General features: G+C 71.0%; 18 protein-coding genes and 2 pseudogenes. 6 read left to right on the forward strand and 14 right to left on the reverse strand.

Annotation, left to right across the window (positions count from 1 at the left end):
* Positions 1-39: 39 nt before the first annotated feature.
* A pseudogene (locus AC5WS8_RS13950) lies at positions 40-231 on the forward strand (protein phosphatase); the annotation flags it as partial.
* Positions 232-280: 49 nt separating this feature from the next.
* Positions 281-637 (forward strand): 5-carboxymethyl-2-hydroxymuconate Delta-isomerase, encoded by a 357-nt coding sequence (locus tag AC5WS8_RS13955; protein WP_496103676.1) that lies wholly within the window; start codon positions 281-283, stop codon positions 635-637.
* Positions 638-644: 7 nt separating this feature from the next.
* On the opposite strand, the gene AC5WS8_RS13960 is transcribed toward AC5WS8_RS13955, so the two are convergent.
* The 3 genes from AC5WS8_RS13960 to AC5WS8_RS13970 all read right to left on the reverse strand — a co-directional run bounded on the left by AC5WS8_RS13960 (position 645) and on the right by AC5WS8_RS13970 (position 3,950).
* Positions 645-1,334 carry a TetR/AcrR family transcriptional regulator gene (locus tag AC5WS8_RS13960; protein ID WP_496103677.1) on the reverse strand — a complete coding sequence of 230 codons (690 nt, stop codon included), beginning with the start codon at positions 1,332-1,334 and terminating at the stop codon, positions 645-647.
* A gap of 114 nt (positions 1,335-1,448) precedes the next feature.
* Positions 1,449-3,365, reverse strand: a complete 1,917-nt coding sequence (locus AC5WS8_RS13965) for a hypothetical protein (protein ID WP_496103678.1) — start codon at positions 3,363-3,365, stop codon at positions 1,449-1,451.
* Positions 3,366-3,446: 81 nt separating this feature from the next.
* Complete coding sequence (locus AC5WS8_RS13970) at positions 3,447-3,950, reverse strand: tetratricopeptide repeat protein (protein ID WP_496103679.1); 504 nt, start codon at positions 3,948-3,950, stop codon at positions 3,447-3,449.
* Positions 3,951-4,101: 151 nt separating this feature from the next.
* Between AC5WS8_RS13970 and AC5WS8_RS13975 the strand changes: the two genes are divergently transcribed.
* A complete protein-coding gene (locus AC5WS8_RS13975; RefSeq protein ID WP_496103680.1) occupies positions 4,102-4,518 on the forward strand; it encodes a hypothetical protein in 417 nt (138 codons plus the stop codon).
* 109 nt (positions 4,519-4,627) lie between these two features.
* On the opposite strand, the gene AC5WS8_RS13980 is transcribed toward AC5WS8_RS13975, so the two are convergent.
* The 6 genes from AC5WS8_RS13980 to AC5WS8_RS14005 all read right to left on the reverse strand — a co-directional run bounded on the left by AC5WS8_RS13980 (position 4,628) and on the right by AC5WS8_RS14005 (position 11,171).
* Positions 4,628-6,160, reverse strand: a complete 1,533-nt coding sequence (locus AC5WS8_RS13980) for a DUF1996 domain-containing protein (protein WP_496103681.1) — start codon at positions 6,158-6,160, stop codon at positions 4,628-4,630.
* A 201-nt stretch (positions 6,161-6,361) separates the two neighbouring features.
* Positions 6,362-7,015, reverse strand: a complete 654-nt coding sequence (locus AC5WS8_RS13985) for a LuxR C-terminal-related transcriptional regulator (protein WP_496103682.1) — start codon at positions 7,013-7,015, stop codon at positions 6,362-6,364.
* Positions 7,000-8,268: a sensor histidine kinase gene (locus AC5WS8_RS13990; RefSeq protein WP_496103683.1), complete on the reverse strand. Its 1,269-nt coding sequence runs from the start codon at positions 8,266-8,268 to the stop codon at positions 7,000-7,002. Before AC5WS8_RS13990 ends, AC5WS8_RS13985 begins: the two co-directional genes overlap by 16 nt.
* A gap of 234 nt (positions 8,269-8,502) precedes the next feature.
* A complete protein-coding gene (gene glnII / locus AC5WS8_RS13995) occupies positions 8,503-9,531 on the reverse strand; it encodes a glutamine synthetase (protein ID WP_496103684.1) in 1,029 nt (342 codons plus the stop codon).
* Between the two features lie 437 nt (positions 9,532-9,968).
* The gene (locus AC5WS8_RS14000; protein WP_496103685.1) at positions 9,969-10,676 is read right to left on the reverse strand and encodes an SCO2207 family protein; all 708 of its coding nucleotides are present in this window, start codon (positions 10,674-10,676) and stop codon (positions 9,969-9,971) included.
* Between the two features lie 135 nt (positions 10,677-10,811).
* Complete coding sequence (locus AC5WS8_RS14005; protein WP_496103686.1) at positions 10,812-11,171, reverse strand: arsenate reductase family protein; 360 nt, start codon at positions 11,169-11,171, stop codon at positions 10,812-10,814.
* 164 nt (positions 11,172-11,335) lie between these two features.
* Between AC5WS8_RS14005 and AC5WS8_RS14010 the strand changes: the two genes are divergently transcribed.
* Positions 11,336-11,644: a hypothetical protein gene (locus AC5WS8_RS14010; protein WP_496103687.1), complete on the forward strand. Its 309-nt coding sequence runs from the start codon at positions 11,336-11,338 to the stop codon at positions 11,642-11,644.
* Positions 11,645-11,738: 94 nt separating this feature from the next.
* Here AC5WS8_RS14010 and AC5WS8_RS14015 read toward each other — a convergent pair.
* Positions 11,739-11,870 (reverse strand): annotated as a pseudogene (locus tag AC5WS8_RS14015) (winged helix DNA-binding domain-containing protein); the annotation flags it as partial.
* 186 nt (positions 11,871-12,056) lie between these two features.
* Here AC5WS8_RS14015 and AC5WS8_RS14020 point away from each other — a divergent pair.
* Entirely contained in the window at positions 12,057-12,320 is a 264-nt protein-coding gene (locus tag AC5WS8_RS14020) for a hypothetical protein (protein WP_496103688.1), read from the forward strand.
* 25 nt (positions 12,321-12,345) lie between these two features.
* On the opposite strand, the gene pspAB is transcribed toward AC5WS8_RS14020, so the two are convergent.
* From pspAB to glnA, 3 genes are all read right to left on the reverse strand, one after another.
* Positions 12,346-12,930 (reverse strand): PspA-associated protein PspAB, encoded by a 585-nt coding sequence (pspAB, locus tag AC5WS8_RS14025; protein ID WP_496103689.1) that lies wholly within the window; start codon positions 12,928-12,930, stop codon positions 12,346-12,348.
* Positions 12,931-12,936: 6 nt separating this feature from the next.
* Positions 12,937-13,860 carry a zinc metalloprotease HtpX gene (gene htpX, locus AC5WS8_RS14030; RefSeq protein ID WP_496103690.1) on the reverse strand — a complete coding sequence of 308 codons (924 nt, stop codon included), beginning with the start codon at positions 13,858-13,860 and terminating at the stop codon, positions 12,937-12,939.
* Positions 13,861-14,080: 220 nt separating this feature from the next.
* Positions 14,081-15,490 (reverse strand): type I glutamate--ammonia ligase, encoded by a 1,410-nt coding sequence (glnA, locus tag AC5WS8_RS14035; RefSeq protein ID WP_496103691.1) that lies wholly within the window; start codon positions 15,488-15,490, stop codon positions 14,081-14,083.
* Between the two features lie 197 nt (positions 15,491-15,687).
* Between glnA and AC5WS8_RS14040 the strand changes: the two genes are divergently transcribed.
* Positions 15,688-16,155 carry an RDD family protein gene (locus tag AC5WS8_RS14040; protein ID WP_496103692.1) on the forward strand — a complete coding sequence of 156 codons (468 nt, stop codon included), beginning with the start codon at positions 15,688-15,690 and terminating at the stop codon, positions 16,153-16,155.
* A 64-nt stretch (positions 16,156-16,219) separates the two neighbouring features.
* Here the strand turns inward: AC5WS8_RS14040 and AC5WS8_RS14045 are convergent, their stop codons facing one another.
* Positions 16,220-16,921: a DUF4191 domain-containing protein gene (locus AC5WS8_RS14045; protein WP_496103693.1), complete on the reverse strand. Its 702-nt coding sequence runs from the start codon at positions 16,919-16,921 to the stop codon at positions 16,220-16,222.
* Between the last annotated feature and the right edge of the window lie 115 nt (positions 16,922-17,036).

The raw sequence follows: 17,036 nt of genomic DNA on the forward strand, positions 1-17,036 counted from the left end.
CGGACCGGAGCCTCTCGGTCCGCCCCGTCCTCCTTCACGTCGTCACCGCCCACCGCCGCCCTGCCCGTCGTGCACTTCTCGGCCGCCTCGGCCGGCCCCGGAGTCCGCTGCCGGGGGCTGGACTGCGGCGGTGAGGCCTGTCTGCCGGTGCCCGCCGCACCCGAGGAGATCCAGGCGGTCGTACGGGCCGCGGTGCGCGGGGCCCGGATGCGCACCGGCGCGGAGGCGCTGTGACGGCAGGGCCTAGGGTGAGGGCGTCCGCCGCAGAACAGGAGTGCCCATGCCGCAGATCACCGTCGACTACTCCACACCGCTCCAGGACGCCTTCGACCGGCGTGCGTTCGCGCTGGCGCTGCACGACCGGGTGGTCGATATCGCGGCCGCGCGGATCGAGGCGTGCAAGACGCGGTTCCGCCGCACCGAGGACACCACGGTCGGAGCCGACACCGAGGGGCACGCGATCGTGTACGTCACCATCGGGCTGCTCGCCGGGCGCACCGACGAGACCAAGGCGAAGCTCGCCGAGGCGGCGCTGGAACTGCTGCGGGAGTACGTGAAGCCCGCCGGAGGCCTCGCACTGCACGCGTCCGCCGAGGTGCGGGACCTGGACGCCTCGTACCGGAAGTCCGAGAGCTGACGGCCCCTCAGGGCGCCAGGGTGACCAGCCGGGCGACCAGATCGCCGAACGGCCCGTCGGCCGGCTCGTCACCGAGCATACGGCGCAGCAGCACGCGCATCTCGTCGTCGTAGGCGGCGCTCACCGCCGTCAGCGCCGCCAGGTCGCGCACGAGCTGGGCCTCCAGCTCCCGGCGCGGGATCCGCCGGCCGTCGAGCCAGATCAGTGCGGTGGACTCGACGAGCGAGATCCACGAGCGGATCACCAACTCGAGGCGGGCGGGCGGGTTCGGCACCTGCAGGTGCGCAAGGATCTGGACATAGGCGGCCTGCCGCACCGCGTCGACGAGCGCGTTGGTACGGGAGGAGCCGACGGCCGGGCCGCCGCGCATCAGCGCGGAGAAACCGGGGCCGTGGTCGTCCACGAAGTCGAAGAACCGGCGCATCACCCGCAGCAGCCGGGCACCCAGCGGTCCCTCCTGCGGTTCCACGAAGCGGGCCGCCAGATCCTCGGAGGCGCGCGTCAACGCGGCCTCGTACAGGCTGAGTTTGCCGGGAAAGTAGTGGTAGACCAGCGGCCGCGAGATGCCCGCGGCCGACGCTATCTCGTCGATGGACACCTCGTCGGGGGAGCGCCGGCTGAACAGTTCGAGCGCGACGCCGATCAACTGCTGCCGCCGCTCCTCGACTCCCAGTCTGCGACGTACCCCGGTTGTCATGCGAACACCTTACCGATCGAATCCAGCCGCGCAGGGCTCCGAACGGGAGTGATTGTTCACATCTCAATCACAGGTCTCTCACGAGCAGGCGCGGCGCGCGAGCCCCGTGCCGTGTCACCGCAACCCGGTGATCGTCCTTCCGTCCTTCAGCGTCCCCTTCAACCGCGCCTGGGCTCCCTGCTTCGCGCGCACGGTGAGCAGCTTTCCGTTCGCCGAGCCGTCCACCCCGCCCGTCGCCCTGATCGACTTGGTGCCGTCGGCACCGGCGGCCAGCAGATACCAGTCGCCCTTCGCCGACTTCCACAGCACACCGGCCAGCACATGGGGATCCTTCGCACCGCACGCCGGAACGTCCTCGGCCTGTGCCGCGACCGCTCCGTAGACGCCGCCCGGCGTGTGGAACTGCGCCTGCGCCCGGGCCCCGTCACCCCGCCAGGTGTCCGCCCGCGTGCACATCCAGCCCGCGTCCCCCGAGGCGTCCGGCAGCGCCTGCCGGGCGTACTCCCAGGCGTTCACGGACTTCACGCCCTGCGACCGCACCACCGCCAGCGAGCAGGCGAAGGGCGCCCACGCGCGCAGCGCCGTCGCCCCGGACGCCTCCTGCGACGCGCCCGGCCGCCCCACGGTCAGGTGCGCCGGCACCAGCTCCCCGAGGTCGGTCAGCAGGTGCGTGCCCGACCCGCCGGTCAGCTGCAGCACGTTCCACGACGGGCAGGGGCCGGACTGCTGCGCGGGACTGGCGAGCGGTGCGGTCACCCCGCCGGTCAGGCCGAGGTTCATCGCTCCCGCCGTCGGCTTGCGGAGGTCCCGCTCGGCGGCTCCGGTCACCCAGGGGGCCGTCAGGTAGCGGACGTTGGTGTCGGCCCGGTCGAGGACCACCGCCTCCGCCTCCGCTCCGCTCGCCCCGTCGACCCGGGCGAAGTCGAGTGCGGCCACCTCGGAGCCGTCCTTCGGTTCGGCGTAGCGCACGATGCGCAGACCGTCGTAGAAGACCACCACGCGCGCGGAGTCGACCTGCCCCGCGTACAGCAGTCGCGGAGGTCCGGGCGGGCCGCCCGAGGGGGTGCCCGGGGTCGCCGAGACCCGGACCGAACCACCGGGCCGCGCCCAGGCCGCGAGCGCGCGCCGCAGCAGCGCCCGGTCATGGATGAGGGCGCCGCGCGCGGGCCACACGGAGAAGTCCGTGCGCGCCGAGGTCTTCCAGGCGGACGGTGGCACCGTCGTCACCCGGGCCGGGTCCAGGGCCGCCCGGGCGGCCGGGTTCTGCGCCTCCGAGGGGGCGGCCGCGCCGTCCGCGCCCCAGCCGCCGCCGGGCAGCGTGAACAGCGCCCCGCACACCGCGACGGCCGCCGCCGCGGCGAGCGCCGCCTTGGCGTGCCGGCGACGCCGCATCAGGTCGGTGGGCCGGGCCTGGAGCGAGCACGGGTCGAACTCGGGGGAGTCCAGCAGCCCGTCCTGCACGGGCACCTTCGCGGCCTGCCGGACCGCGATGGCCGGGTCCGTGACGCCCGCCGCGGCCAGCACCTTGCGCACCTCGTCCGCGGAGAGCTTCTCCATGGCGCGCAGGACGCAGGCGGCGCGGGCCGGGGCGGAGAGTGCCGACAGCCGCTGGTCCAGGGCGAGTTCGTCGGCACCGCCCGAACGCGGGAAGAGCTTCAGGCCCCACACCTGCGGCAGCAGCGGCGGCAGCTGGGAGCGCTTCGGCCAGGCGACGCGCCGCAGCGGCGCTCCCGCCTCCAGTGCCGTGCGCAGCACCCGGAGGCGGACGTAGGAGTACCCGGGGTCGCCGTCGCGGCCGGTCGCCTGGGCCGGGATCACCGACGTGGAGGCACGGCCGTGGGGCAGCGCCCGCTGGGCGAGGGCGTGCGCGGTCAGCACCCGCCGGGTGCGGCCCAGGCCCGGCGGCAGCACCAGATAGGCGAGCCGGACCAGCCGGGGGTAGTGCTCGACGAGCGCGGCCTCGGCCTGCTCGACGTCGACGACCGGTCCGGAGGCCGGAGCTGGGCGCGGGGCGACATCCTGTGACTGCACGTCCGGCAGAACGAGCGAGACGGGGCTTGGTCACCCCGCGGCCCCTCCGGATGCCACACGGCCGGCCGACGCCCGGGTGGCTCAGCCCCCGGGTTCGACCAGCAGCCGCGCGTAGTTCGCCATCGACCGCTGGTAGCGCGGCAGGTGGGGGGCGAGTGCGCCGAGGACCAGGGCGAGGCCCTCACGGTCGCGGCCCAGGCTCGACAGGCACAGGGCCAGGCAGGCACGTACCGCGTCGTCCAACTCGTCCGACGGGCCGTCGAGTTCCGGTGCCAGCAGCTTGACCCCCTCCTCCGGCTGCCCGGTGTTCCTGAGCGAACTGGCCAGCTGGATCCTGGCCCGGCGGGCGCGGTAGCCGTCGAGGCCGCGTGCCAGCGCCTCCCGGTACAGCGGCACCGCCCGGTCCGAGTGGCCCGTCGAGTCCCAGGCGCAGGCCTGTTCGAACGGCCCGAGCGGGCTGTCCCCGGGCAGTTCGGCGACCAGGGCGTCGATCACCGCCCGGAAGTCCGCGGCGTCCTCCTCGGCGCAGTCGTCGAAGCTCTCCCAGGCGGCCGCCAGACGCTCCTCCCAGTCCGGTGCGCTCATCGCTCGCCCTCCCATCGCGTTCCGAGTACCGGCGGCACACTGTCGCACAGATGTGCCGCCGTTGAGCACCGGACGCACCGCAGCCGTAGGGAAGGCGGGGTCCCTCGCGGAAGGGCTCCCAGCGGCACGGCCCGAAGGACCGGAGGAACACATGAGGTGGACGCGCGAGAGGCTGGCGGCCGGCGGCGTCGTCGCCCTGCTGGTGCTGACCGGCTGCGGCGGATCGGGCGGATCGTCCGGCGTCGCCCAGGACAAGGTGCCGGCGGCCGCGACCGGCAGCCTGGAGGACCTGGCGGCGGATGTGAACTGCAAGCCGGACATCCAGACGGACGCCGACGAGATCCGTCAGGCCCTCTGCACCAACTCCGACGGCAGGTTCGTGCTCGCCACCTTCGCCACCGACCGCGGCCAGCGCGAGTGGATCAACGATGCCAAGGACTACGGCGGTTACTACCTCGTGGGCCGCAAGTGGGTCGCCGTCGGCGACGGCGGTGTGGTCAAGGCGCTGCGTGGCAGGCTCGGCGGCGATGTGGAGGTGGGGACCGACCACCACTCCCACGCCGGCTGAGCCGAGCCCAGGACCTGCCGTCCGGAAGACGGCCCCGGGGCACACAAGAAGGCCGGTGACGGGATATCCCGCCACCGGCCTTCTTCAGTGGGTCACCGGCTCACCGGTGTCACTGGCACCTCCGGCCGGAGTTGATGCAGTTGGCGATCTTGTTCGCCAGGCCGCCGGTCGTGATGCTGATGAAGTCGTCGTGGTCGGTCGCCGGCTTGTGCAACTGCTCCGGGAACCCGTCCACCGCGAAGGCGTTCTTCACCTGCCCGTTCTGGATGGTCGGCGCGGGGACGTCGTAGACCAGGCGCATCGTCAGCTGCGGGATGGCCTTGAAACCGTTCGGGCAGACGCCGCTCGCGGGATCGGCGAAGGCCACGTGCGTGCGGTGGTTGGCGCTGTCGATGTTCTGCCCGTCCCAACAGCTCTGGAAGGCGAACGAACGCACCACCTTGCTGCCTTGCGGGCAGATCGGGTACTGCTGCGTCAGCTGCACCTTGTTCTCGAAGCCGGTGCAGCTCCAGTGCGCGTTGGCGTTCGCCAGACCGTTGGTGGTGGTCTTGGCGTCACCGGTGATGATGCGCAGGAACTGCGGCATCGCCACGACCTTGCTCGCCGGACTGCCCACGTATTTGATCTCGGCCGTCACGGGAGTCAGGATCTTGCCGACGTTGCCTTCCTTGCCGCCGCCGAGCTGGTTCTGATCGACCTCCTGCGTGCCGTCCTGGAGGCGGAGCACCGGCCAGTAGTACGCCGACAGGTCGTTCCTGTTCTGGCAGCTGGTACCGCCCTGCAGGAAGTTGTTGTTGTTGGAGAACGCGTTGATCTTCTGGTTGCCGACATAGTCGTGCGTGTGGTGCGCGCCGTTGTTCACGCCCGGCGCCACGATCACGTTGTCGGTGTTGCGGACCTTGTTCGCGTTCACCCCGCAGCGGGTGGTGAAGGAGCCGGTCGAGGCGTTGTTGAGCCGGCGCGGCCTGCCCTGGACGTTCGGGGCGACCTTGGTGATGTCGACGAAGTCGGCCGCGACCGGGCCGTTGCCGGCCTGCCCGCCGATGTTCTGTCCGGCGTTGCCCTGCTGGCCGCCGCCGTTCTGCTGGCCGCCGCCGTTCTGCTGTCCGGCGTTGCCCTGCTGGCCGCCGCCGTTCTGCTGCTGACCCCCGCCCGTGGTCTGGTCGGCGGTCTGCGTCGTACAGGCGGCGAGCTGCGACAGCGCGCTGTCGAACCTGCCACCGACGCGCTGGATGTCGATCCTGATCCGGTCGATCGTGGCGGTCCGCTTGTCCTTGAGGGGACCGACGATCGCGTTCTGCACGAAGCTCGCGTCGTTCGCCTGGGCCTGGCGCGTGGAGGCGAGCCGGGAGTAGGCCTCGGTGATCTGCTTGTCGAGGTTCGCGAGCTCCGCGGCCACGCCGTTGCGGGCCGCGGTCGGCACGTTCGTCAGCTTCTGGCCGACGTCCGGGCAGGAGATCGTCGCCACCTGGGCGCTGGCGGCCTTGGTCTGGTTCCCTCCCCACGCCTGGTTGTTCGCCTCGTGTGCCGAGGCGAAGTAGTTGGCCCAGAGCAACCCGCCCCCACCGAGCGCTAGGGCAGCCGAGGCGGCTATGGCCTTGGTGGCCAGCGGCGTACGGCGTTTTCTCGTGTTGCGTCCCATGGAACTCCTCTGACTTCCTTTCGGGGCGGAGGCGCCCGACAGGGGTGAAGCGGCGCTCTCCCATACGCAGGAGGCCGGTGGGGTGTTCAGAGGCCGGAGAAAAACTTGGAAGTTCCTGAGGGCAATTCGGGTGCAAGAGGTGCAGAAGCCCCTGTTTCAGGGGCAGTCGAAGAGGGTAGGTCTCAAATCCTTGAATTTCGTTCAGCGGCCGTGATCCAAATAGGCGAGCACGGCGAGAACCCGCCGATTGTCGTCGTCGGAAACCTCGAGGCCCAGTTTCGAGAAGATGTTGGAGGTGTGTTTCGCGATCGCCCGTTCGGTGACGACGAGCCGGTCGGCGATCGCCGCGTTCGAACGGCCCTGCGCCATCAGCTCCAGCACCTCCCGCTCACGCGGCGTCAGCCGCCCGAGCGGACGGTCGTCCGCCGTGTGCCGCGCCAGCAGTTGCTGGATCACCTGCGGGTCCATCGCCGTACCGCCCGCCGCGACCCGTCGTACGGCGTCCACGAACTGCTCCGCGTCGAACACCCGGTCCTTCAGCAGATAGCCCACCCCGCCGTGACCGTCGGCGAGCAACTCCCGTGCGTACAGCTGCTCCACGTGCTGCGAGAGGACCAGCACCGGCAGCCCGGGCCGCTTCCGGCGGGCCGTCAGCGCGCACTGCAGCCCCTCGTCCGTGTGTGTCGGCGGCAGGCGTACGTCCACCACGGCGACGTCGGGCGTCAGTTCGGCCAGCGCGCGGGCGAGCTCGGGGCCGGACTCGACGGCCGCGGCGATCTCGAAGCCGAACGCCTCCAGCAGCCGCACCAGTCCGTCGCGCAGCAGGAAGAGGTCCTCGGCTAGGACAACGCGCACGGGATCTCCAGGGTCACCCGGGTGGGACCGCCCGCGGGGCTGCTGACGGCGAGGACGCCGTCGAATGTACCGAGCCGCCGCTCGACCCCGGCGAGCCCCGAACCCGCTTCGATCGCGGCGCCCCCCTCGCCGTCGTCGGTCACCGTGATCCGCAGAGTGCCGTCCGTGTGGTGCACGTCGACCCGGATCCGGTCGGCCCCGGAGTGCTTGACGGCGTTGGTGAGCACCTCGCTGACCGCGAAGTAGGCGGCCGACTCGACCGGCGCGTCCGCGCGGCCCGGCAGCTCCACGGTGACCTCGGCGGGCAGGGGCAGCCGCAGCGCCAGCGCCCGCACGGCGTCGCCCAGTCCGCGCTCGGCCAGCACCGGCGGATGGATGCCCCGGACCAGGTCGCGCAGTTCCTCCAGGGCCTCGGCCGAGTTGCGGCGGGCGCGGGCGAGCAACTCCTTGGCCCGGGCCGGGTCCCGTTCCATCAGCATCTCGATGGTGCCGAGGTCCATGCCCATGGCCACCAGCCGGGCCTGTGCCCCGTCGTGCAGGTCCCGCTCGATCCGGCGCAGTTCGGCGGCGGAGGTGTCCACGGCGTCGCGCCGGGTCTCGGTCAGTACCCGGACGCGCTCGGCCAACTCGCCCTGGCTCGCGCCGAGGACGGCCCGGGTGAGCCGGAAGTGGGCGGTCAGCAGACGCGGGGCGAGCGGGGTGAGGGCCAGCAGCGCGGTGGCCAGGGCCCCGGCGCCGAGCGCCGAGGCCTGGTCGGTGACGTGCACGAAGCCGTACCAGTAGCCGCCGTACCCGGAGAACGGCCGCCACAGCCCCGCCGCGACGGCGAACCCCTCCAGCGGGTAGAAGAGGAGCACCGCCGGCAGCAGCGCGGTCAGCAGGCCCGCCGTCATGTCGACCTGCAGCCACCGCAGATCCCGCCAGGTCGCCGGGTCGCGCAGCATCGCGTACGTCCGCGCCCAGGGGTTGGCGTCCTCGGGTATCGGCCGGTACGCCGACCGTATCCGCAGCCCGCACCACCGCGCCGCCAGCTCCCGGCGCGTGTCCGCGAGGGCCCGCACACCGGTCAGGACCCACGGGGTCGTGACGACGCCGACGCCGATCGGAATCAGCGCCATGGAGACGAGAGCCAGGACGAAGCACAGCACCGAGAAGGGCAGCACCGCCACGGCCAGCACGAGCCCCCGTACGGCGGCGAGCAGCACCTCACGGGCGCGTGCCCGGACGTCGCCGTCTTTCGTGTTGGTGTTCATGCGGTCAGTCTTGCCGAGGCACGCGCCGAGGGCACTCGTCCGAAGCACCCTCAGGAGGTGGTGTCAGGTACACCCTTCCGGCTTCCGGCACCTTCGTCTCCACCGCCGGCTCAGGACCCACCCGCGGCCGGTCGGGCCGCCGCGGCACCACACCCTCCGCGTGGGTCGTCCGACGCGCGAGGGGGCGCCCACCTCGCGGTGGACGCCCCCTCGGGAGCCGTACGGGTGCGCGGGTCAGACCTGGCCGGCCTTCTCCAGCGCCGTGCAGCAGGTGTCGACGATGAGGCGGGTCACCAGGTACGGGTCGACGTTGGCGTTCGGACGGCGGTCCTCGATGTAGCCCTTGCCGTCCTTCTCGACCTGCCACGGGATGCGGACCGAGGCGCCGCGGTTGGAGACGCCGTACGAGTACTCGTTCCACGGCGCGGTCTCGTGCAGACCGGTCAGACGGTCCTCGACGCCGACACCGTAGTGCTTGACGTGGTCCAGCGGCTTGGAGCCCTCACCGAGCGACTCGCAGGCGGTGATGATCGCGTCGTAGCCCTCGCGCATCGCCTTGGTGGAGAAGTTGGTGTGCGCACCGGCGCCGTTCCAGTCGCCCTTGACCGGCTTGGGGTCGAGGGTCGCGGAGACGCCGAAGTCCTCGGCGGTGCGGTACAGCAGCCAGCGGGCCATCCACAGCTGGTCGGCGACCTCCAGCGGCGAGAGCGGGCCGACCTGGAACTCCCACTGGCCCGGCATGACCTCGGCGTTGATGCCGGAGATGCCGAGGCCCGCCTTCAGGCAGTTGTCCAGGTGCGCCTCGACGATCTCACGGCCGAAGATCTCGTCGGCGCCGACGCCGCAGTAGTAGCCGCCCTGCGGGGCCGGGAAGCCGCCCTCCGGGAAGCCGAGCGGACGCGGGCCGTCGAAGAAGGTGTACTCCTGCTCGATACCGAAGACCGGCTCCTGGGCGGCGAACTTCTCGGCCACCTCGGCGAGCGCGGCACGGGTGTTGGACGGGTGCGGGGTCATGTCCGTGTCGAGGACCTCGCACAGCACCAGGACGTCGTCGCCGCCGCGGATCGGGTCGGGACAGGAGAAGACCGGCTTGAGCACGCAGTCCGAGGAGTGGCCCTCGGCCTGGTTGGTGGAGGACCCGTCGAAGCCCCAGATCGGAAGCTCTTCGCCCTTGGCGTCGTCGGCCAGGATCTTCGTCTTGGAACGGAGCTTGGCAGTCGGCTCGGTGCCGTCGATCCAGATGTACTCAGCCTTGAAGGCCATGGGCCACATCCTTCGGGGGTGGTCTCGACTGCCTGGTCGACAGCGCAGTCGCAGAGGTCGTGCGGGTGCGCGGCGCTGCGGCAGTGGGGCGCCGGGTGATGCCCGGCAGCTTGTCAACAGGCGATTTCTCGACCATTGCTCCGATGTGAACCCCGTGTAACCGGGGGCTCCTGTGCCGGGCGCCGTCGGCGAGCGCGGCTGGGTATGCGTGAGGCCGGCTACCGCCCCCCGTGCGGTGGCCGGCCTCGGACGCCGCTCCACGCGGAGCGGCGCGCCCCAGGAGACGACGGCCGGCCCTCTTCGGACCGGTCACGGGCCCGCGTCCGAGCGCCGCCGCGCAGCGCTCGGCCCGCGTGCCGGTCCTGCTGCTCGTGGCCGCGAACAGCAGGACCGTGCCACGTGAGTGCCGCCTCCTGGAGTTCCTGGAGGCGCCTGCCTCACCCCACCTTCTCGATCAGGGCCCGGCGGATCAGGAACTTGCCCGGTTCCCGGACCTGTTCGAAGGCGGCGTTGTTGAGGAGCACACAGCTGCCGGAGACGGAGGTCACCTTCACCGTCGTGGACTTGTTGTTGTCCAGGTTGGTGACCTTCAGGGTCGTCCCCGCCGGGAACTGGTTGCTGGACGCGGCCGGGGCGCCGCCCTCACCGGAGAGCGTCACCGTGGAGCCCTTGCAGACCTGTCGGCCCGAGGCAGCGGCGCCGGCGCCTCCCGTGTTGTTCGCGGGCGCGGTCGTGGCGGGCGCGGTGGTGGCGGCCTGCGAGGCCTGGGGGTCCTGAGCCGACCCCCCGGCCTGCGCCGCACCGCCGGCCTGCGCCGATCCCGAGCCGCCGCCCGCCTGGATCGACTCCCCGACCTGGCAGCCGGACGCCTCCTGCTTCCGCTTGATCTCGGCGACGACCGCCTCGCGGTTGGCGATCCGCGCCGCCGACTGGGCGTCCGGGTTGGCCTTCTGCGCGGCGATGAACGACTCGTTGTTGCCGAGCGCGGTGGCCAGGCCCTGACAGACCGTCGAGGTCGACGCGTTCTGCACGTTCGCCGCGTTCGAGGTGGCGGCGAGGGCGAAGGCCCCACTGCCGGCCACGGCGAGGGCGGTGACCGCCAGCGCCATCTTCTTCTTGGGACTGAGAGTTCTCCTACGCGACATGCGCGCCTCCTGTCCCCGGCCGCCGTCACCGGCGACCGGACGCGATGGGTACGCCGCTATGTACGAGATACCGAACGGAGTTACTCAGCGGTTTACAGGATTCACCGAAGTAACGTAGGTCACAGGCAAGGCGCGTCAGCGGGACAGCGCGTCCCGCACGGCCTCCTCCGTGCGCCCGACCAGGGCCGTACCGTCGTCGGCGGTGATGATCGGCCGCTGGATCAACCGGGGGTGCTCGGCGAGCGCACGCACCCATCGGCCGCGGGACGCGGCGTCCTTCGGCCAGTCCTTCATGCCGAGTTCCTTGGCGTCGGCCTCCTGGGTGCGCGTGATGTCCCAGGGTTCGAGCTTCAGCCGGTCGAGGACCTCGCGGATCTCGTCCTCGGTCGGCACGTCCTCCAGATAGCGGCGCACGGTGTAGTCGGCGCCCTCGGCATCCAGCAGGGTGAGGGCGCTGCGGCACTTCGAGCAGGCCGGGTTGATCCAGATCTCCATGCCGCACACGGTAGTCGACACACCGCTTCTCACCGGTGTCACGTCCTGGCGCAAATACCCTGTGGCCAGGGGCTTTTGTCAGTGGGCGGCAGTAAAATAGAAGCAGTGTTCGAGGGAGGTGCCGGGGTGTCCGGTGGCTCCCCGACCGCGACAGGAGGATGCCCGTGCCCGCTGCCGCAACCAAGCCGAAGCCCACTCAGTCGACGGCGCGGCGGCCGGTCCCGCTGGACCTGCCGTACGCACCGACGGCCAAGCGACCGCTCCCGCCGGGGCGGCCGCGCGAGTGGTACGTCACCCACAACCGGCGCCTGAAGGCCATGCGCCTCGCGATCGCCCTGCTCGACTCCGGGGTGTACGTCCCGAACCAGGCGCACAACGAGACGATACGGAGCACCGCGGACCGGATCGGGATACGGCCGCCGTCGGACACGACGTGCCACATGGTGCGGGCGCTGATGCGGTACAGCCGTTGAGCGTGGCGCCGGGCGCCCTCTCGTTCTCGGGCGCCCGGCGTTGTCGTGCCCCTCGACCGGGGGCTCCCCCCAGAACCCCGATCGGCCTTCGGCCTTACCGGGACAGCTCCTTCTCCAGCGGTGTCCGGAAACGTGGCGTCACCCGGGTGCCGGCCGGCCGCGCCCCCAGCCGGGCCGCCTCCGCCGCGATCGCCCCGTACGCCTCCCGGCCCAGTTGCTCCCCGTCCCAGGACGCGCCACAGTCCCGATGTACCGCCCTGGACCGCCCGCGCCCTCTCCCCCCGGTCGAAAAGCAGATGCACCTTGCGTGACCGCCTCCCTACGCTGGACACACATCGACGGCGGTCACGGATCCCCGGCACCCCGTCGAACCCTCGTGGCACAACCACTCACTCAAGCGAAGGAGGGCGTCATGGGCACCATCATCCTTGCCGGAACCGCCGTCCTCGTCGTCTTCGGATTCGGCAACCACATCTGGTGGCTCGTCGCCACAGCGGTGGTCTTCCTCTACGCGCGCCACGGTCGCGGCTCGTCCTCCGCGGGCACGCCGGGAGCCCCGGCCTCGGCGGCCACCTACCAGGAGTACCGCGCGCGCCGTGACCAGCACGCCAAGTGGGAGCGCCGCTACCGCCGCGAGCGCCCCTCGGCGGCCCGGCGTCAGGAACGCGGCACGTAGGAGGAGGAGCGGGCAGGAGCAGGTGTCACAGGCCGGGTGCTCCCCAGATCGGGAACCACCGGCCGAGGTCCTGCTCGATCCGCAGATCGTCGGCCAGGGCCGCCTTGACCTGCAGTTCCAGCGCGTTGTCGCGCCGCTCGCCCTGCCCGGTGAGCGGCGCGAACGGATAGAAGGTGCCGCGCTTGTACAGGTAGACCAGTCCCAGCCGACGCCCGCGCTCGTCCTGGAAGCCGGCCACCGAGCACAGCAGCTGCGGGCCGAAGCCGTTGACCTCCATCGCGCTGTTCACCGCGTGCAGGTCGTTGACGAGGGAGGACAGCTGGCCGGGGCTGCGGCGCGAGACCAGCCACGAGTAGCCGTAGTCGTCCCGTTGCAGCTCGACGGGTGGTCCGGTGCGCTCGGTGTCGGCGTCGAGGAGCGCCTGCACCTCGCGGTTGGTCTCGGTGAAGGCACCTCCCTCCACCGTGGCGAAGCAGACCGCGCCGGTCCCCGTCGGGGTGAACCCGGCGGCGGCCTCCAGCGTGATCGCCGCCGATGGCAGGGCGAACAGCTGGTCGAGGTCTGGTGCCACCGGCTTCGTGCGGCCGAGCAGGATGTCCAGGAGCCCCATCGACGCTCAGCCCGCCTTTCCCGGCGCCGCCGCCTCGCCCAGCTCCGCGGAGATACGGGCGAGCTGCTCGAGCCGCTGCTCCAGGGTCGGGTGGGTGGAGAACAGGCGGGCGATGCCGGGCTCGGCACCGAAGGCGGGGGTGAAGTAGAAGGCGTTGAACGCCTGCGCCGTCCGCAGGTCCTTCGTCGGGATGCGGGCGATGTCCCCGGAGACCTTGGTCAGCGCGGACGCCAGCGCCGAGGGCCGCCCCGTCAGGTGCGCGGCGGCGCGGTCGGCGGCCAGCTCCCGGTACCGGGACAGGGCCCTGATCAGCAGGAAGCTGATCGCGTAGACCAGTGCCGAGATCCCCATGACGGCGCCGAAGACGGCGATCGTGTTCTGGTCCTTGCGGCCGCGACCGCCGAAGAGCTCCGAGTAGAAGGCGAACCGGACCACCAGCCCGGCGATCACCCCGAGGAACGACGCCACCGTGATCACCGCGACGTCCTTGTGCGCCACGTGCGACAGCTCGTGCGCGAGCACGCCCTCCAGCTCGTCGGGCTCCAGCCGCCTCAGCAGCCCGGTGGTCACGCACAGCACGGCGTGGTCGGCGTTGCGGCCGGTCGCGAACGCGTTCGGCATGTCCAGGTCGGAGACGGCGACGAGCGGCTTCGGCATGTCGGCCACGGCACACAGCCGGTCCACCACACCGTGCAGCTGCGGATACTCCTCGCGCTCCACGATCCGCCCGTGCATGGCGTACAGCGCGATCCGGTCCGAGAACCAGTACTGCGCGCCCAGCGCGGCGGCCGCGATCACGACGACCAGCACCCAGGACTTCAGCAACGCGATCAACGCGGCGACGAACGCCACGTACAGCAATCCGAGCAGGAACAGCGTGACCGTCATCCGGACGGTCAGCCGCCGATCACTCTGGAACCGGCTCCGCATCGTGCATCACCCCGCAGTACCCCGCAGTAAGGCACTCGTCCCACCCCCATTGTGCGCCCAACCCGCCCCATGAACCGGTTCCGAACCGCCCCACGGCAGGCAAAGAGTCGCTGTGGATCCCGGTGGGCCCGGGCAAAGGACAGCGGCGCACGCGCCGGAGCCCCGTCTCCGCCCGGGGGCGGAGACGGGGCTCCGTGTCAGTGCTGAGGCAGCGGCCGGCTCACACGTCGAAGTAGAGCTCGAACTCGTGCGGGTGCGGACGCAGCTGGAGCGGGGCGATCTCGTTCGTGCGCTTGAAGTCGATCCACGTCTCGATCAGGTCCGACGTGAAGACGTCGCCCTGGAGGAGGAACTCGTGGTCGGCCTCCAGCGAGTCGAGGACGCCCGAGAGCGAGGTCGGGACCTGCGGGACGTTCGCGTGCTCCTCGGGAGCCAGCTCGTACAGGTCCTTGTCGATCGGCTCGGCCGGCTCGATCTTGTTCTTGATGCCGTCCAGGCCCGCGAGGAGCAGGGCCGAGAAGGCCAGGTACGGGTTGCCGGAGGAGTCGGGCGCGCGGAACTCGACGCGCTTGGCCTTCGGGTTGGAGCCCGTGATCGGGATACGCATCGCGGCGGAGCGGTTGCGCTGCGAGTACACCAGGTTCACCGGGGCCTCGAAGCCCGGCACCAGACGGTGGTACGAGTTCACCGTCGGGTTGGTGAAGGCCAGCAGCGACGGGGCGTGCTTGAGGATGCCGCCGATGTAGTAGCGGGCGGTGTCCGACAGGCCCGCGTAACCGGCCTCGTCGTAGAACAGCGGGTCGCCGTTGCTCCACAGGGACTGGTGCACGTGCATGCCCGAGCCGTTGTCACCGAAGATCGGCTTCGGCATGAAGGTCGCCGTCTTGCCGTTGCGCCAGGCGACGTTCTTCACGATGTACTTGAACAGCTGCAGGTCGTCCGCGGCGGCGAGCAGCGTGTTGAACTTGTAGTTGATCTCGGCCTGGCCGGCGGTGCCCACCTCGTGGTGCTGCCGCTCGACCTTCAGACCGGCCTTCTCCAGCTCCAGGGAGATCTCCGCGCGCAGGTCGGCGAAGTGGTCGACCGGCGGGACCGGGAAGTAGCCGCCCTTGTAGCGGACCTTGTAACCGCGGTTGTCCTCCAGCGCACCGGTGTTCCAGGCTCCGGCCTCGGAGTCGATGTGGTAGAACGACTCGTTCGCGCTGGTGGCGAAGCGGACGCTGTCGAAGACGTAGAACTCGGCCTCGGGACCGAAGTACGCCGTGTCGGCGATCCCGGTGGAGGCGAGGTAGGCCTCGGCCTTCTTCGCCACGTTCCGCGGGTCACGGGAGTACTGCTCGCCCGTGATCGGGTCGTGGATGAAGAAGTTGATGTTGAGCGTCTTGTCCCGGCGGAACGGGTCGACGCGTGCGGTCGACAGGTCGGCGCGCAGCGCCATGTCGGACTCGTGAATGGCCTGGAAGCCACGGATCGAGGATCCGTCGAAGGCGAGCTCGTCGTCCGGGTCGAACGCCTCGACCGGCACCGTGAAGTGCTGCATCACGCCCGGCAGGTCGCAGAAGCGGACGTCGATGAACTTGACGTCCTCGTCCGCGATGAACTTCTTGGCCTCGTCGGCGTTCTGGAACATCCAGCTCCTCCTACTCCCGACCGTCCGTGCCGGGGTGGTAGTTCGTTCGTGCGGCCAGTGCGGTGGCACACGCTGCAGCCGACCATAGGGACGGGCGGTTTCTCAGGCGTGACCCATTTGTTTCTCCCAGGTTAACCAGCTCGCGCCTGCGTGACCCGCCTCCCGGGTCGCCGAATCGGGAGCGATACCGTGGACGGGTGGACAACAGGCAAGCAATCGGATCGTGGCTCTCCGGTCCCCGCGCGGCCATGGAAGACGCCGGGGCGGACTTCGGATACCGCGGAGAGCGACTCGGTCTGCCGGAGCACGGGCCGGGCTCCGTCGCCCGCCCCGGCCGGCGTCTGGGCGCTCTCGCCGTCGACTGGGGCCTGTGCGTCTTGATCGCCTACGGTCTGATCACCCACGGCTACGACCCCGCGACGAGCAACTGGGCGCTGCTGGTCTTCTTCGTGCTCGGCGTCCTCACGGTCGGCACGATCGGCTGCACCCCCGGCAAGCGCCTCTTCGGACTGCGGGTGGTGACCCTGGCCACGGGCCGGGTGTCCCCGCTGCGCGCGGTCCTCCGCACGTTCCTGCTGTGCCTGGCCATTCCGCCCCTGGTCTGGGACCGGGACGGCAGGGGGCTGCACGACCGGATGGCGGGGACGGTCGAGGTCAGGAACTGAGAGAAACGCGATCGGCCGTCCCGGACGGGACGGCCGATCGACGCGATCTCGGCTGGTTGCCGGCTCAACGGCCCTTGGGGCCACCTCGCGGCATCCGCATCCCCTTCGGCAGGGGTCCCTTCGGCAGCGGCATGTTGCTCATCAGGTCGCCGAGGGCCCGCAGACGGTCGTTCGTGGCGGTCACCTGGGGACCGGTGAGCACCCGCGGGAACTTCAGCATCGTCGTGCGCAGCTTCTTCAGCTCGACCTGGCCCTCACCCTTGCCCACGACGATGTCGTGCACCGGTACGTCCGCGACGATGCGCGCCATCTTCTTCTTCTCGGCGGCGAGCAGGCTCCTGACCCGGTTCGGGTTGCCCTCGGCGACCAGGACGATGCCGGCCTTGCCGACCGCGCGGTGCACCACGTCCTGGCTGCGGTTCATCGCGACCGCCGGGGTGGTGGTCCAGCCGCGGCCGATGTTGTCCAGGACCGCTGCCGCCGCGCCCGGCTGGCCCTCCATCTGGCCGAAGGCGGCACGCTCGGCCCGGCGTCCGAAGACGATCGCCATCGCGAGGAAGGCGAGCAGGAGGCCCAGAATGCCGAGATAGAGGGGGTGGCCGATCAAGAAACCGATCGCGAGGAAGACACCGAGGGTGACGATTCCGACAGCCGCGAGTACAAGACCGATCTTCGGATCGGCCTTGCGGGTCATCTTGTAGGTCAGGGCGATCTGCTTCAGTCGCCCGGCGTTCGCAGCGTCCGCTGCAGGTTCCTTCCTCGCCATGCCACGAAGTCTACGTGGCCCGGGAAGCGGCTACGACGGCGGTGCCGGGCCGGAGCGGCCGGAGGTGTGGGGGAGCGGTGGGGACGCTCCGGTGCGCCGGGGAGGGGCGCGGGAC

The organism is Streptomyces sp. PTL18, assembly GCF_059510295.1.

Bases quoted from the DNA above. Each gene is read 5' to 3' on its own strand.
- AC5WS8_RS13955 (WP_496103676.1), top strand. From the start codon at position 281: ATGCCGCAGATCACCGTCGACTACTCCACACCGCTCCAGGACGCCTTC.
- AC5WS8_RS13960 (WP_496103677.1), bottom strand. From the start codon at position 1,334: ATGACAACCGGGGTACGTCGCAGACTGGGAGTCGAGGAGCGGCGGCAG.
- AC5WS8_RS13970 (WP_496103679.1), bottom strand. From the start codon at position 3,950: ATGAGCGCACCGGACTGGGAGGAGCGTCTGGCGGCCGCCTGGGAGAGC.
- AC5WS8_RS13975 (WP_496103680.1), top strand. From the start codon at position 4,102: ATGAGGTGGACGCGCGAGAGGCTGGCGGCCGGCGGCGTCGTCGCCCTG.
- AC5WS8_RS13980 (WP_496103681.1), bottom strand. From the start codon at position 6,160: ATGGGACGCAACACGAGAAAACGCCGTACGCCGCTGGCCACCAAGGCC.
- AC5WS8_RS13990 (WP_496103683.1), bottom strand. From the start codon at position 8,268: ATGAACACCAACACGAAAGACGGCGACGTCCGGGCACGCGCCCGTGAG.
- glnII (WP_496103684.1), bottom strand. From the start codon at position 9,531: ATGGCCTTCAAGGCTGAGTACATCTGGATCGACGGCACCGAGCCGACT.
- AC5WS8_RS14000 (WP_496103685.1), bottom strand. From the start codon at position 10,676: ATGTCGCGTAGGAGAACTCTCAGTCCCAAGAAGAAGATGGCGCTGGCG.
- AC5WS8_RS14005 (WP_496103686.1), bottom strand. From the start codon at position 11,171: ATGGAGATCTGGATCAACCCGGCCTGCTCGAAGTGCCGCAGCGCCCTC.
- AC5WS8_RS14020 (WP_496103688.1), top strand. From the start codon at position 12,057: ATGGGCACCATCATCCTTGCCGGAACCGCCGTCCTCGTCGTCTTCGGA.
- pspAB (WP_496103689.1), bottom strand. From the start codon at position 12,930: ATGGGGCTCCTGGACATCCTGCTCGGCCGCACGAAGCCGGTGGCACCA.
- htpX (WP_496103690.1), bottom strand. From the start codon at position 13,860: ATGCGGAGCCGGTTCCAGAGTGATCGGCGGCTGACCGTCCGGATGACG.
- glnA (WP_496103691.1), bottom strand. From the start codon at position 15,490: ATGTTCCAGAACGCCGACGAGGCCAAGAAGTTCATCGCGGACGAGGAC.
- AC5WS8_RS14045 (WP_496103693.1), bottom strand. From the start codon at position 16,921: ATGGCGAGGAAGGAACCTGCAGCGGACGCTGCGAACGCCGGGCGACTG.